Genomic DNA, 16039 nt, shown 5'->3' with positions numbered 1-16039 from the left:
ATACAACTTTTCTTGCTTTAATATTCGAAATATACATTATATTTGAAAGAACATAACGGCGGTTTTTTCACAGACTGACGTTATAGGCAATTTAAAAAAATCGGAGATTCAAGATAAATTTGCTTATTAGCATATTAATCTTTAGTTTTACAATGTTTAACTGAATCAATATATTATGACACTTTTTAAAAACATTAACCGTTGGTTCGAAAGAACAAAAAAATCTGACATCAAAAGAGTTAGAGTAACTTCTTCCGGTGCATTTTATATGAAAAGTGAGGATTTATTTAATGATAGCAAAGAAGCCTTAGAATTGATTGAGAAATTAGACAAATCTATAAACAATTTTAAGAAAGCAAATTCTAGAAAATTTGCACACGCTGAATAATGCCACGTTTAGATCTTATAATATTACCTCTATTAGCAGGGTACATTTTTCTTTTCACATTTAATCTAACAAAATTTTATAATATTCGTGTAGACAGACAAAGATTAATTTTTAATTCTTTACTTTGCTCTGTCTTACTTTCTATTACAGCATTTATTTTAGACTACTATATTCTAAAATCAGAAATCACTTTATTTTGTTCAAAACCTATAACTGATTATAGAACATACTTCAGTATTCTAACAAATAATATTATAGGAAAAAATAATATTGTATTTGGATTCAAACACTCAATATTAATTTTATTTATCTCTTTCCCACTTGCAAAATTTCTAAATTTATTTTGTTCCAGAAAATTTGCATATGACTTTACAATAAGAAAGTTTGGAACTCAATTAGATCGTTTATTTTGGTTTTCACTTACAGAAAAAAAAGATGAAGACAAATTATTAATGATTACTACTAAAAGTAACAAAGTTTATATCGGTTATGTAAATAAAATTTCCGAACCTTTAGGCGAATCGCATATAAGAATCATACCAAATTTTAGCGGTTATAGAGATAAGGAAAAACTAACGATTGATATAACTACTAAATATACTGATGTAATTAAGTTTTATGTAGAAAATAATAAGAAAAAAGAAATTGACGAAAAATTGGGAATTATCATTCCTACATCAGAAATATTAATTGTTTCAAAGTTTGATGCTGATATATTCGGTCGCTTGAATTTAAATGATAATTTAGACGAGATAACCGAAACAAACACTCAAAAAATTTTTAGAAATTTATCGAATTTACTCAAAGATTTAACAAGATAAACAGCCTATAACAGCCATTTAGCAAGATTGTGGGTTTAGTGGAATTGCCGTTTTTAATGACGTTTAAGTTCAGCCGAAAGTACTCGTTTTCAAAAGTCCACAACCTCGCTAAGTGGCATAACGTTAGGCAATATTATAAAAGAACTATGAGAATACAGGAAGACATTCCAATATTAGGAAAAGTTACGGTTAACTTCCTTGACTTGAGTGCTAAACTTTATCAACATTACATAAAAGTTGAAGAAATTGAAAGGCAAAAAAAGACTGCACATTTAGGGTTAATTTCACATGCCTTTAAAAATTCAAATCATAGTAGATATGATTACTTAATATTGCAATGTGTAATTTCAGAAATAATAGAAAATACATTTAAAGGAACTACCAATGCACAAGGAAATATAACTATAAATGGTGTTAAATGTTTTGGCAATGATATTATAAAATCGTGGATTTTACTTTCCAATTTCGGACACTGCAAAAACACTATTGGAGATGAAAAAACCTTATTACTCCATTGTCTTCAAAATAAATCTTTTAAGAAAAAATTAATTAATAGTATTAAAGATGTAGATTTAAAAAAATGGTCAACAAATGTTATAGAAAATTTTGATTATGTCAATTTCCATCATATAATCAGTTTTTATAGGATTTATAAAACATTTAAAAGAAGAGTACCACAGCAAAATGAGATTCTAAATGTTTATAAACTTCTTATCCTTCCAGAGGAAGATAATGAACTTATTGCCAACTCTATTCAAGTTTCCCAACTTAAAAATATATATTATATTTTAAGAGACATTTCTATAATCTCACTTGATTCAAGAAATAGCTCATTACCTTTTAATCTAGATATACTCTCTACAGTTTTATCACTAGATTCTTTTGAACATAGATATCAAAATAAAAGAATGTCAATAATTTTGGAACCACTTTTTTCAATTCTTTTTGATAACCTATATCTGAATATTAAAAGCCAAACACATCAACGTTCTTATGAAGTAAATGCATCCAAAACTATTGACGTTAATTTCGAGCAAAGTCTTGATCTTGCATTACAATCAGGATTATATGATCCAACAATTTGTAATTTAAACCATTTTTTGAGAATTCAACTAAACAAAAAAAATATGGTTTTTGAAGAACTTTCTAAAGCAACAAGACAAGTTTTAACAGTCAAAAAAGGGATTGAAGATGTTGAAGCTTCGATGGATTTAAATCCATTTACAGACGAACGAGTGATAGATTTTTACATTGGTGAGAATTTTAATTTAAAAGATTTTTCAACTTTAATTTTTAATATTGGTAACATTGTACTTGGTCAAATTATTGGAACAGCGAATACTGAATTTAATAAAACCAAAAAGATTAGTGAAATAATCGAAAGAAATTTAAATACACTTCCCATTTCAGAACAACAAAAAACAGATTTCAAATTACCAATTAATAAGTATATTTCATCAAATATTACAAAAGCACTTTTAAACAAAAATATCCCTATCTATAAGGATATACTTTGGGCAGTGTTACGTTATCATATAGATGAAAAATTTCATTATGACATTGATAAACACTCTTATGATAACTATGAATATTTTGGCGTTAAAGTAGCTAATTTAAATCCACTTAAAGAAAATATAGAAAATGCGATAATTAATGAAAAAGATGCTGACCGAAAACATGAATTAAATCAAATCAAAAAGTCGGCGTTCAGAAGTTTTGAGGGTACTGTAATAGTTTGTCTTGCTAGAATTAAAATCTATAATTATTCTTTATCACCAGACAAAAGAATAGTAACGGATATAGATGGAGTTGTTTTAAAATTTAATGAAAAGGAATTGATTTTGGAATTACACGAAAGTAAAAATACTGCAAAACCGGTTAAAGACGCTACAAAAGATATTAATTCAAAATTGATTAAAACAATTGATAAGAAAATCAAAGGTTTAAAGGTTATAGGAGTACCAAATTATGGAGCTAAAATTTATATCCGTCATATAAAATAACATTGCCTAACAGCCGTTTTGCAAGATTGCGAATTTTCTGGTAAATTCACGTTTACGTTTCGCAAGAAATTTTATCTTTAACGGGAAATAAATGTTTACGAACTTCCAGACATTTCAAGTAGCATAATGTTAGTTCAAATAGTAGCTGCTCTACGCAGTCTACCTAAAAGGGTATTGAAAGTGCATATGCCTTGCGTAGTCTACAGACTTCTTGCTCACAAACCAATATAAACTAAAAAACTACTGTATCACACAGTAGTTTTTTCGTATTATTTCAAAGTATAATTAAAAGATAATAATTTGCGAATTTGCTGTAATTAAAAACACTTACTCCAATTCCTTTTTCAAAAACTTTGCAGTATAGCTCTTTTTATTATCGGCTATTTCTTCGGGAGTACCTTTGGCAACGACTTTTCCTCCGCCTTTTCCTCCTTCAGGACCAATATCTATAATATAATCTGCCAGTTTTATCACGTCCATATTGTGTTCGATAATCAGGATGGTGTTTCCTTTGTCTACTAATTTATTGATAACTCCCATCAGTACGCGAATGTCTTCAAAATGAAGTCCTGTTGTGGGTTCGTCTAGGATATAAAAGGTGTTTCCAGTATCTTTTTTAGATAGTTCTCCAGCAAGCTTAATACGTTGTGCTTCCCCACCAGAAAGCGTTGTGCTCTGTTGACCAAGGGTAATGTATCCTAACCCTACATCTTGAATCGTTTTTACCTTACGGTGTATCTTCGGAATCATTTCAAAAAACGGAACCGCTTCGTCCACTGTCATGTTCAGCACATCAGAAATGGATTTTCCTTTAAAACGAATTTCTAGAGTTTCTCTGTTAAATCGTTTTCCTTGACAGGTTTCGCACTCTACATAAACATCTGGAAGGAAGTTCATCTCGATGGTACGCACACCTGAACCTTGACAGGTTTCGCAACGTCCGCCTTTTACATTAAAGCTGAAACGCCCCGCCTTATAGCCACGTATCATGCTTTCTGAAGTCATGGTGAATAATTTCCTGATTTCAGTAAACACTTCGGTGTAAGTGGCAGGATTAGAACGTGGTGTTCTCCCTATCGGGCTTTGGTCAATATTTATTACTTTGTCAATAAGCTCTAAGCCTTCAATTTTTTTGTACGGTTGCGGTTTCTTGACACCATTAAAGTAATAGGCATTCAAAATAGGGTAGAGCGTTTCATTGATCAAGGTCGATTTACCGCTTCCAGAAACTCCCGTCACACAAATCAGTTTACCTAATGGTAGTTCAATAGAAACATTTTTCAAGTTGTTTCCTGTGGCTCCGGTTAGTTTCATGAATTTTCCATTGCCTTCCCGTCTTTTTGATGGAACTTCGATTTTCATCTCGCCATTCAAATATTGTGCGGTAATGGTATTTGATTTCAGGGTTTCCGCCGGTGTTCCAATGCTTATGATTTCGCCTCCAAATTTTCCCGCTTTCGGACCAATGTCAATCACATAATCAGCGCGTTCAATCATGTCTTTATCGTGTTCGACCACAATAACAGAGTTCCCTAAATCACGCAATTGTTCCAAAGAATGGATTAATTTATCATTGTCTCTTTGGTGTAAACCAATACTGGGTTCGTCTAAAATATAGAGTACGCCAACCAATTGTGAACCAATTTGTGTTGCCAGTCGGATGCGTTGTGCTTCTCCACCAGAAAGTGATTTTGAACTTCGGCTTAAAGCCAAATATTCTAAACCTACGTTCATTAAAAAGTTCAGTCGGTCCTTAATTTCTTTAATTACTTCAGTCGCAATACGCTGTTGTTTATCAGATAAACGGCTGTCTAAATCCTTAAACCATGCGGTCAGGTCAGAAATATCCATTGCACACAATTCTGTAATGTTTTGTCCGTCAATTTTAAAGAATTGTGCTTCTTTTTTCAAACGAGAACCATCACAAACCGGGCATGGAATTTCATCCATGAACTCCTTAGCCCATCGTTTAATAGTCGTAGAACCGCTTTCGTCGTGCTGGTTTTTTATAAAGTGAGAGATTCCCTCAAAGTCTATTTTGTAATCTCTGGCAACGCCTAAATCTTTTGAGTTAATCGTGAATTTTTCCTTGCCACCATTCAAAATCATTTCCATCGCTTCGGCTGGAATTTTTTCAATGGCATCGCTAATTTTGAAACCATATTTCTCTCCTATGATTTCTAACTGCTTAAATATCCAAGACGATTTGTATTCGCCCAAAGGAGCAAAACCACCTGCTTTTATGGATAATTTTGGATTTGGAATAATCTTCCTTGTATTGATTTCGTTTACCGTTCCCAGTCCTTTGCAATGATCACAAGCTCCTTTTGGAGAGTTAAAAGAAAACAAATTAGGTTCCGGATTTTGATACGATATTCCAGTAGTAGGACACATCAGGTTTCTACTAAAATAGCGTACTTCTTTAGAATCCTGATCCAGAACCATCAACACATTTTCCCCATGATGCATGGCAGTGTTGATGCTTTCGCTTAAGCGTTTTTCATTATCTGGAGTTTTTTCAATAACCATACGATCCACAACAATTTCGATATCGTGGGTTTTATAACGGTCCAGTTTCATTCCCGGAGTAATATCTAGGACATCACCATTCACACGAACTTTTAAGAAGCCTTGCTTAGCGATTTGCTGGAACAATTCTCCGTAATGTCCTTTTCTCGCTCTAATAACCGGAGCAAGAATATTGATTCGTTTTCCTGTGAAATCGTCAATAATTAGCTCTTTGATTTGTTCATCAGAATAGCTGACCATTTTCTCTCCCGTATTGTAACTATAGGCATCTGCTGCACGTGCATAAAGCAGACGCAGGAAGTCATATATTTCAGTGATGGTTCCCACAGTAGACCGCGGACTTTTGCTGGTCGTTTTTTGTTCAATGGCGATAACAGGAGAAAGTCCGTCAATTTTATCGACATCAGGACGCTCTAAGCCTCCTAGGAACTGTCTGGCGTAAGCCGAGAATGTTTCTACGTACCGGCGCTGTCCTTCAGCGTAAATAGTATCAAATGCGAGGGATGATTTTCCAGAGCCTGAAAGACCAGTAATGACTACCAGTTTTTCACGAGGAATGGAAACATCTATATTTTTTAGGTTGTGAACGCGAGCGCCTTGAACCTCAATAGTATTGTCTTTATCTAACATAATTTTTGCAAAAAAGCAAAGTTACCATTTTGATTTATTCTTTCGATAGAACACTTTAGAAGTTTATGTTAAAATCAATACTTTATAATTGAATTAGGTGCATTATTTGGAGCAGAAACACCGCTGTTTTCAATAAAGTGCTCTCCCGCTTTCCGTTTCAATCTTATAAGGCAAAACAGGTGCCTTATAAGGATTTTTACTTCAATCGGGGCTATTTAGTAGGTTTTGTTCTTGTAATAATGAATGGGTATTGCGCATAAAAAAACGCTAATTATGTGATTAGCGTTTTCTCTTTCTAGTGGCCATATAATTCTCTACGGCTTCTCTTGTGGTAAGCCAATTGCGTCCTTCTTTATAAGCATCAATTTTGCCTTGTCTTGCCAGTAAACTTATGTATTCTTGACCATAGGGCATCTCAGGTTCCTGAACTAAATTAGAAATAGAAATGTATTCTGTATCGTTTCCTGGAAGCGCATTTAGGTATATATTAAGTGTACGCTCTAGAGCTTGACACATCAATAAGGTAAGTTTTTGATAATTACCTCCATTGGCTTGATTGAGCGCTTCATAGTATTTCTTTTGATCGTTTTTTAAGATGATGGCAGGCGGAAAACCACAACGCATCAATACTAAATTCATTGCCAGCCGGACCGTTCTACCATTTCCATCAAAAAAAGGATGAATCCAAACGAGTTTATGATGAAAAACAGCCGCTAGCTCAATGTCATTAAGTCCTAACGGATTTGTATTGATAAAATCAATCAGTTCATCGAGTAAATCCGAAACTTTATTGGCATTTGGAGGAACAAAATTAGCACCTGATATACGCACGCCTCCATTGCGCAAGCGACCTGCAAAATCATCTTCAATGGAACGCAAAACCAACCCATGCAAAGACAAAATATCTATACTACGCAACACATAATCATCATTTACAATGGAGAATAAATAATCAATTGCTTTAGCATGATTGTGGGTTTCAAAATGCTCTCGTAATGATTTTCCCTTGATGGTTATTCCTTCTTGAAGCACCATTTGGGTTTCTCTTAAACTCATGGTGTTTCCTTCAATACTATTAGAATTATAGGTCCATTCTATAGATAGACTTTCCTTGATTTTATTCAGTGCGATGGCAGGCAATGGTCTGCTGGTTTGCAGGACTTGCTTTTTTTGATACAATCGATCAAAGGTTGATTGAAATTCTTCTCTATAATTTGTATCTATCTTCCACATAACCAAAAAGATACTACAATTATCGGATAATAATAAAAAACACCCTATCCGATATTAAGAATTATAAATTATTCAATAGTCATCGATTTCAATTTGGTACGATAGGCTTCAAGTGCTATTGATTTTGATATAAATCCGAAGTATTTATCATCTTTCACCACGGGTAAAAAGGCAACTTTTGATCGTTCAAATTTGTTCATAACCGTCTCCATTGTATTAAATGGATAGATTATTTCAGTAGGAACGGCCATGATGTTTTTAACTAAAGTATATTTTACCCTGTAGGTGTTAAAAATTATTTCACGTATGTTATTGAAATGGACAACACCTACTAAGTGTTTTTCTTTATCTACGACAGCAAAAATAACTTGATTCGAGTGCGAAATTAAATCGACTAATTTCTCCAAGTTTTCGTCTGGGGTAACCGTTAAATAATCGGTTTGTATAATAGAATTGGTATCTAATGTAGCAAGTACATTCGTGTCTTTATTACTGGTAAAAGCATGTCCTTTTTTAGCTAATTCTTTTACATCCATGGAATGTCTTTCAAATCGTTTTGAAATAGCAAAACTGATGGAAGCAACAATCATCAAGGGAAGCATTAAACTGTAGCCACCAGTTATCTCAGCAATCAAGAAAATCGCTGTCAAAGGAGCATGGAACAATCCGCTCAAAATACCGGCCATACCTACCATCGTAAAATTACTAACGGGTAACTGGGTTAGACCAGTTAGATTTATCGCTTTTGAAAAGACAAATCCAAGATAGGAACCTACAAATAAGGAAGGGGCAAAGTTACCTCCGTTTCCACCAGATCCTAAAGTAATTCCAGTGGCAAAAACTTTTACCATCATCGTCAAGCCTACAAATATTAGTAGCACCCAACTATTATTACTAAAACTACTGAAAAGAGTGTTTTCTAACATTACACCGGGATTATCCTCTGATAATACTTTGATGCTTTCATAACCCTCACCAAAAAGTGTTGGAAATATAAAAATTAAAATGGCTAGAATAGAGGCTCCTACCATTGCCTTTTTATAAGAGTTAAGTTTAAGTTTAGCAAAATAATGTTCCGTTCTTTGAAAATATCGGGTGTAGTAAACAGACATAAAACCAGTTAATATACCTAGAAGGATATAAAATGGGATTTTATGATAATCGAAGACTTGTTGCTGTTTAAAATTTAATAAAATAGATTCATCCAAGATAATTTCAGAGACCAAAGCACCGGTAGCGGCGGCAATCATAATTGGAGTAAATGCTGCAATACTCACATCGACAAGTAAAAATTCGATAGCAAATAAAACACCGGCAATGGGCGCGTTAAATGCCGCAGCTATTCCGGCTGCAACACCACAGCCAATAAGAAGGGTTCGGTCTTTATAACTCAGTTTGTAGCGTTGTGCATAATTTGAACCAAAAGCGGCTCCAGCCACAACAATAGGACTCTCTAAACCTGCTGACCCTCCAAGTCCAACAGTTAGGGAACTTGTAATGATTTGGGCATACATTTGTTTTTTTGGAACGATACTGGCTTTCTTTGCCACTGCATATAAAATTTGGGAAGTCCCTTTTTCTATAGAGCCGCCAAGCACTCTTTTTACTACCAATACAGTCAGTAATAAACCTGCGATAGGTAATATACTGTTTATGAAACTTAGTTTTAAAATACCATTAATATAAGTGGCAAATGAGAAAACTCGGTGGGCAAATGATTTCAGAACAATAACTGCAAATGCTGAAGAAATACCTACTAATACACTCGATAGGAAAATAAATTGCTTTTCTGTTAGCATAGATTGCGACCAGCCAATAATATTTTCTAACTTAGTAATGTATTTTTTGAACATTTCTTTTTTTTTAAAAGTGCTAATTTACTATTAATTTAATGATCCTATAAGTTTTTTAGTGCTTCTTTTCTGCTCAATCGTTGTAGGTTAATATTGGTAACAAAATTTTTTATTACTTCTGGATTTGCTTTTATATATTCACGCAAGGGCCAGCTAATTGCTTTCAAAATAAAAATTTAGAAGAGCGTATATGTTGACTGCATATTTTTTATATTAAATCTAAATCCGTTTTGTTTTTGTTCCAAAAGAACCAAATTATTCTCAATAGCCACAGCATTTCACTATGGCTATTTTCTTTAAAGGTAAGTTCTAAATCGGTATTAAATCACATTCCTCTAAAATCCCACGGCGGTATCATCTCCTCTAAAATCTGCTCCACCTTCCAACTTATTGTTTGGCAAAACTAAAATAGCATCTACTTTACCAATAACAGGAGTTGTTTTTTCATTGATGAGATAGGCTTTTGCTTTTAATGTATCAAGGGTTTGTGTACTAAACGTATTCGGTTCAAATGTAATCAGATCGGGCAACCATTGGTGGTGAAAACGGGGTGCATTTACAGCGTCTTGCATACTTAAATTGTATTCGTACACATTCAATATGGTTTGCAATACAGAAGTGATAATGGTAGAGCCTCCAGGCGAGCCCACGGTCATCAATAGTTTTCCATTCTTTTCTACAATGGTAGGCGTCATAGAACTCAACATTCTTTTTTGGGGAGCAATGCTGTTTGCTTCATTTCCTACAAGGCCAAACATATTAGGAACTCCTGGTTTAGCGCTGAAATCATCCATTTCATTATTCAATAGAAAACCTAGCTCATCACAGTAAAATTTTGAACCATAACCTGCATTTAGCGTTGTTGTTGCGGCAATAGCATTTCCAAATTGATCTACGATGGAGTAGTGGGTCGTTTCCATACTTTCGTTATAATTTACATTCCCTTCTTTGATGTCTGATGATAAGGTGGCTTTCTCAAAACTGAAATCGGCCATTCTTTGCTTCAAATAGTTGTCATCCATTAATGCTTTTAAAGGAATTTTTACAAAGTCAGGGTCTCCTAAAAAGTAACTTCTGTCTGCATACGCTCTGCGCTCTGCTTCTACAATAACTTGAATCGCTTGTGGTGAATTATGTCCCATCTTAGCCAAATCATAAGGGGCAATCATTTTAAATATTTGTGCCAAACATATTCCACCGCTACTTGGTGGTGCCATTGAAATGATGTTTAAATCTTTGTATTTAAAACTAAGCGGGGTCCTCCATTTAGCTTCATACTGAGCCAAATCTTCCATAGTTATGATGGCTCCTTTTTCCTGAAGATAACGGACTAAAGTTTTAGCAGTTTCTCCTTTGTAAAACTCGTCTCGTCCATTTTTTGAAATTCTTCTTAAAGTTGCAGCAAGCGCTGGGTATTTAATGGTGTCTTTTTCTTTGTAAACTTTTGAAAGTACCGAGTTGGCCCCGTTAATTTTAGTAAGTTCTTGACGGTAGTCATTCAGACGTTCTTCTTGTTTTTGGGAAACCACAACACCGCGTTCAGCTAATTCGATAACGGGTTTCAATATTTCTTCGATAGGTAAAGAACCTAATTTTTCATGTACTGCAAAAACACCTGCTATGGTTCCTGGTATACCTATTGCCAATGGAGTTTTGGTGCTTTTTCCAGGAATAACATTTCCATTTGTATCCAAAAACATATCTTTTGTGGCTGCCAAAGGTGCTTTCTCACGGTAGTCCAAAGTTCCTTTTTCGCCATTGGCTTTTCTATAGACCATAAATCCACCACCACCAAGATTACCGGCATAAGGATAGGCTACCGCCAATGCTAATTCAGTTGCGACCATGGCATCAAAAGCATTTCCGCCTTTTTTCATTATTCCGACACCAATTTTAGAGGCTTCTTCACGTGCCGAAACAACCATAGCCTCATTTGCTAAAAGACCTGTAGGTTGGACAACACTAGTTTGGGTTTTACAGCCAAAAGCAAAGACGCATAATAGAATTATAATTTTTTTCATTTTAGATGTATTTGTGTTATTTATTTGGAATAGGATGAATTAAAATCGTCTAGAAACCTAAAGCTTTATTGTCTTCTCTTTTATCAGCACCGCCTTCTAGTTTTCCGTTTGGCAGTACTAAAATAGCATCTACCTGGCCTACAATTTCCTTATTAGTTTCGTTGACTTTGTAGCCTTTTGCTTTTACTTTATCTAATAGTTCTTTGTCGAAAGAGTTCGGTTCAAAGGTGATTTCGTCAGGAAGCCATTGATGGTGAAAACGAGGCGCGTTGACTGCTTCTTGCATGCTCATGTTAAATTCGTAAACATTCAATATGGTTTGCAAAACAGAAGTGATAATGGTAGAACCTCCGGGAGTCCCCAAGACCATAAACAACTTTCCGTTTTTCTCAACAACTGTTGGCGTCATCGAACTGAGCATTCTTTTCCCGGGAGCGATACTATTGGCTTCGGTTCCAGTAAGTCCGTATAAATTAGGAACACCAGGTTTAGCGCTAAAGTCATCCATTTGGTTGTTTAAAAAGAAGCCTAACTCATCACAGTAGATTTTAGAACCGTAGTTATCATTTAAGGTAGTAGTTGCAGAAACCGCATTTCCTTCGGCATCAACAATAGAGTAGTGCGTAGTTTGCTTGCTCTCGTAACCTGCAATTTTTCCTTTGCCTATTTCGGATGATTTTGAGGCTTGGTCGAATGAGAAGTCACTCATTCTGTTTTTGATATAAGTAGAATCTAATAGCTCTTTCACAGGAAGCTTTACAAAATCAGGGTCCCCTAGAAAAGCATTTCTGTCGGCGTATGCTCTTCGCTCCGCTTCCGTGATTACTTGAATGGCTTTAACACTATTGTGTCCCATTTCGGCAAGATTAAAAGGTTCGATCATTTTCATGATTTGGTTTAAACAAATACCACCACTGCTGGGTGGGGACATGGAAGTAACTTTCAGATCCTTATAAGTAAAAGTAATAGGCGCTCTCCATTTAGCTTCGTATTGATTTAAATCTTCTACTGTCATATTCCCATCTTTCGCTTTTAAGAAAGCTACTAATTTTTTAGCGGTTTCGCCTTTGTAGAACTCATCACGTCCGTTCTTTACAATACGTTTTAAAGTGGATGCCAATGCGGGATATTTAATCGTATCTCCCGCTTTATAAACTTGAGAGAACAGGCTATTTGGGCCATTGGTTTTTATAAACGTTTCTCTATAATGAGCTAAACTTTGCGCTTGAAATTCGGTAACCACCACGCCGTTTTCTGCTAAGGCTATAACAGGGGCAAGAATTTCAGCTATGGGTAAAGAACCATATTTTTTATGTACTGCAAATAACCCAGCTAGCGTGCCCGGTATTCCAGACGCTACTGCCGAAGCGGTACTTTTGCCTTCAATTACATTTCCTTTTTCATCGAGATACATGTCTTTGGTTGCGGCAAGAGGTGCTTTTTCTCTGTAATCAAGCGCTCCGGTTTCTCCATTTGCTTTTCTAAAAACCATGAAACCACCACCACCAAGATTCCCTGCCTGCGGATAAGCTACTGCCAATGCGAGTTCAGTAGCCACCATCGCGTCAAAAGCGTTCCCCCCTTTTTTCATTATTTCGACACCAATTGCGGAAGCCTCTTCTCGGGCCGAAACAACCATCGCTTTATCAGTAACCAAACCTGTAGGAGTAACTGTTTGTTCATTTGATTTACAGCCGATTACTGCTAGCGAAAAGAGTAGTATCATTTTTTTCATTGTGGTTTAATAGATATCGTTAATTTTTGTAAACATTTTAGCTCCAATTATGGTATAGTTTTTTTAAAAATATATAAGTCATGTAAGTAAAATTTGTACTCATAGTATTTTTCAACATTTAAAAACTTATATGTTTCTATAGCTACTCTATTTTTAAATTTATTCTTCTAATAATTTTTGTCTGACATGTGCTCTCAAATCCTCAAAGAACAGCGTGAAATCCTGCTCAAATTCGGTGTATAACTCCGTTAATTCCTCTGATGCAAAACGCATTTTTGATTCATTCTTGGTTCGGCTATCCATTTGCGTTAATATTTTGTCAATTCCTTCAATGGTTTGATAACTGAGCAGCCAATTTTGTTTTATCATATAGGGCATTAAACCAATCGTTCTTTCGCTTAGAATAGGAGTGTTATCACTCAAAGACTGATAGAAAGCAGCAACATAGCCGTCTAAATCCTGATTAGAGTATTTAATCCAGTTTTTTGCCAGAAAATGATCGTAAAAAACATCAACGATAACACCAGAATAATGATGGTATCTGGAATGCAATTTTTTAGTGCTTTGTCGAAAAATAGGATGTGCATCAGTAAAGGTGTCAATGGCGCGATGTAACATAATTCCTTTCTGGACTTCCAAAGGATAATTTTTAAATTGTTTCCCCCGAATACCATCAGCCATAAAATTGCCGATTTTGATTAAATCATTGTCGCCCGAAAGATAGATGTGTGCTAAGAAGTTCATTCGCCTAAATTATGAATTCTAAATGACTTATTTAAACTGTCAATTATTATATTTGTGGAAAATAACAAGAAATAAATCAAAATTTAAAAACATAAGAATGACTTTAATAAAATCAATATCTGGAATTCGTGGAACTATTGGAGGTAAAGTAGGGGATAACCTGACGCCAGTTGATGCTGTAAAATTTGCTTCGGCTTATGGGACTTGGTTGAAAAACAACACAGCTTCTAGAAGTAATACTGATGAAAAACTAAAAGTAGTTGTAGGTCGCGATGCCCGTATTTCTGGACCTATGATTCATAATCTAGTAGTGAATACTTTGATTGGTTTAGGTATTGATGTGATTGATTTGGGATTGTCAACGACACCTACAGTTGAAGTTGCCGTTCCTTTGGAGAAAGCAGACGGAGGAATTATCCTTACCGCTTCGCACAACCCCAAGCAATGGAATGCCTTAAAGTTATTGAATGAAAAAGGGGAATTTCTAAATGGTATCGAAGGAGAAAAAATCCTTGCTATCGCTGAAGCCGAAGCGTTTGATTTCTCAGATGTGGACAGTTTAGGCGAAATCACAGAGAATGATGCTTACATGGATATTCATATTGATGAGGTGCTGAACTTGCCCTTGGTTGATGTTGAAGCTGTAAAAGTAGCTAAATTCAAAGTGGTAGTAGACGGAGTGAATTCATCTGGAGGAATCATCATCCCAAAATTATTAGAATTGATGGGTGTAGAAGTAGTGAAATTATACTGTGAACCTAACGGACATTTTCCACACAATCCAGAACCTTTAAAAGAACACCTGACTGATATTTCAGAACTGGTAGTAAAGGAAAAAGCTGATTTAGGGGTTGTAGTTGATCCAGATGTGGACCGTTTGGCTTTCATCTGTGAAGATGGTGAAATGTTTGGTGAAGAATATACTTTGGTAGCTTGTGCTGATTATGTTTTGAGTAAAACTCCAGGGAATACGGTTTCTAATATGTCATCTTCCCGTGCTTTGCGCGATGTGACTAACAGACATAATGGAACTTACGAAGCATCTGCTGTAGGTGAAGTGAATGTGGTGGATTTAATGAAAAAGAACAATGCTATCATTGGCGGAGAAGGAAACGGAGGAATCATTTATCCAGAGTCACATTATGGTCGTGACAGCTTGGTAGGGGTTGCCTTATTTTTGACGCATTTGGCCAACAAGAAAATGACGGTTTCTGCTTTGCGTGCTTCGTATCCGGAGTACTACATGAGTAAAAACAAGATTGAGTTGACACCACAAATTGATGTGGATGCGATTCTAGTTGCTATGACTGATAAATATAAAAACGAAGATATCACGACCATTGACGGAGTAAAAATTGACTTTGCTAATGAATGGGTTCACTTGAGAAAATCAAATACAGAACCGATTATCCGTATCTATACCGAATCGCCTTCACAAGCACAGGCTGATACGTTAGCTCTGCGAATTATTGACGAAATTAAAGCGGTAGCTGGAATCTAAAACTGCGCTTTTTAAAAATGTAAAAACCCCTTTCAAAGTTAATTTGAAAGGGGTTTTGATTTTTAGTTCGTAATGAAAGAATGCAAATTATGCATAGTACTTTTTTAATTTCATATAGTCAAAAGTTTAATCCCATGTATTGGAAGAAGAGACTGCCGTTTTTCCACCTCCAGTGAAGAATAATGTCAACGCACCAAATAGGTATAATCCCAATAATTCCAATTTCCAACCACCATTTTCGTTTAATAAAAATAGATCTGCTGTGTGAACTAAGAAAAAAGCAAATAAAGTACCAAAAATATATATAACAGCCGCTAATCGAGTTCTGTATCCAACAAGAATAAGTAGAGGAGCAATAATTTCAGTGATATAAACTCCATAGGCAAGAATTGAAGGTAGTCCTTTTGCAGATAGCATGCCTTCAATAAAAGAGACATCTCCTAATTTAGAAATTCCGTGAAGTAACATTAAGGCTCCAACTGCAATGCGAAGGATTAACAATCCTAAATCAGTGTTTTTATTCATAATTTTTGTTTGATAGGTTTCAAATGAAAAGTTAATATGATTACGCTATTCTATAA

Annotated in this window: 12 protein-coding genes; 4 read left to right on the top strand and 8 right to left on the bottom strand. The window is 35.0% G+C overall.

The window, feature by feature from the left end; all coding sequences use genetic code 11:
* Positions 1 to 175 precede the first annotated feature (175 nt).
* The 3 genes from QO182_RS12550 to QO182_RS12540 all read left to right on the top strand — a co-directional run bounded on the left by QO182_RS12550 (position 176) and on the right by QO182_RS12540 (position 3212).
* Positions 176 to 388, top strand: a complete 213-nt coding sequence (locus tag QO182_RS12550; RefSeq protein WP_371561954.1) for a hypothetical protein — start codon at positions 176 to 178, stop codon at positions 386 to 388.
* Positions 388 to 1209, top strand: a complete 822-nt coding sequence (locus QO182_RS12545; protein WP_371561952.1) for a hypothetical protein — start codon at positions 388 to 390, stop codon at positions 1207 to 1209. Before QO182_RS12550 ends, QO182_RS12545 begins: the two co-directional genes overlap by 1 nt.
* Before the next feature lie 146 nt (positions 1210 to 1355).
* On the top strand, positions 1356 to 3212 hold the full coding sequence (locus QO182_RS12540; RefSeq protein ID WP_371561950.1) for a hypothetical protein: 1857 nt from the start codon (positions 1356 to 1358) through the stop codon (positions 3210 to 3212).
* A gap of 327 nt (positions 3213 to 3539) precedes the next feature.
* On the opposite strand, the gene uvrA is transcribed toward QO182_RS12540, so the two are convergent.
* The 7 genes from uvrA to QO182_RS12505 form a co-directional block, all read right to left on the bottom strand.
* Positions 3540 to 6371 carry an excinuclease ABC subunit UvrA gene (gene uvrA, locus QO182_RS12535; RefSeq protein WP_371561948.1) on the bottom strand — a complete coding sequence of 944 codons (2832 nt, stop codon included), beginning with the start codon at positions 6369 to 6371 and terminating at the stop codon, positions 3540 to 3542.
* Between the two features lie 279 nt (positions 6372 to 6650).
* The gene (locus QO182_RS12530; protein ID WP_371561946.1) at positions 6651 to 7604 is read right to left on the bottom strand and encodes a Fic family protein; all 954 of its coding nucleotides are present in this window, start codon (positions 7602 to 7604) and stop codon (positions 6651 to 6653) included.
* 68 nt (positions 7605 to 7672) lie between these two features.
* Positions 7673 to 9457 (bottom strand): chloride channel protein, encoded by a 1785-nt coding sequence (locus QO182_RS12525; RefSeq protein ID WP_371538415.1) that lies wholly within the window; start codon positions 9455 to 9457, stop codon positions 7673 to 7675.
* 44 nt (positions 9458 to 9501) lie between these two features.
* Positions 9502 to 9603 carry a hypothetical protein gene (locus tag QO182_RS12520; RefSeq protein WP_371561956.1) on the bottom strand — a complete coding sequence of 34 codons (102 nt, stop codon included), beginning with the start codon at positions 9601 to 9603 and terminating at the stop codon, positions 9502 to 9504.
* Positions 9604 to 9792: 189 nt separating this feature from the next.
* Positions 9793 to 11478 (bottom strand): gamma-glutamyltransferase, encoded by a 1686-nt coding sequence (gene ggt / locus QO182_RS12515; RefSeq protein ID WP_371561944.1) that lies wholly within the window; start codon positions 11476 to 11478, stop codon positions 9793 to 9795.
* A 49-nt stretch (positions 11479 to 11527) separates the two neighbouring features.
* Positions 11528 to 13213, bottom strand: a complete 1686-nt coding sequence (gene ggt, locus QO182_RS12510) for a gamma-glutamyltransferase (RefSeq protein ID WP_371561942.1) — start codon at positions 13211 to 13213, stop codon at positions 11528 to 11530.
* Between the two features lie 159 nt (positions 13214 to 13372).
* On the bottom strand, positions 13373 to 13957 hold the full coding sequence (locus QO182_RS12505; protein ID WP_371561941.1) for an ACP phosphodiesterase: 585 nt from the start codon (positions 13955 to 13957) through the stop codon (positions 13373 to 13375).
* Positions 13958 to 14054: 97 nt separating this feature from the next.
* Between QO182_RS12505 and glmM the strand changes: the two genes are divergently transcribed.
* A complete protein-coding gene (gene glmM / locus QO182_RS12500) occupies positions 14055 to 15458 on the top strand; it encodes a phosphoglucosamine mutase (protein WP_371561939.1) in 1404 nt (467 codons plus the stop codon).
* A 126-nt stretch (positions 15459 to 15584) separates the two neighbouring features.
* Here the strand turns inward: glmM and QO182_RS12495 are convergent, their stop codons facing one another.
* A complete protein-coding gene (locus QO182_RS12495) occupies positions 15585 to 15983 on the bottom strand; it encodes a DoxX family protein (RefSeq protein WP_371561937.1) in 399 nt (132 codons plus the stop codon).
* Between the last annotated feature and the right edge of the window lie 56 nt (positions 15984 to 16039).

Origin of the sequence: Flavobacterium sp. Arc2, from assembly GCF_041431385.1 — a bacterium.
In the GTDB taxonomy this organism is placed as follows: domain Bacteria; phylum Bacteroidota; class Bacteroidia; order Flavobacteriales; family Flavobacteriaceae; genus Flavobacterium.
This window is presented reverse-complemented; position numbering and strand designations above follow the sequence as displayed.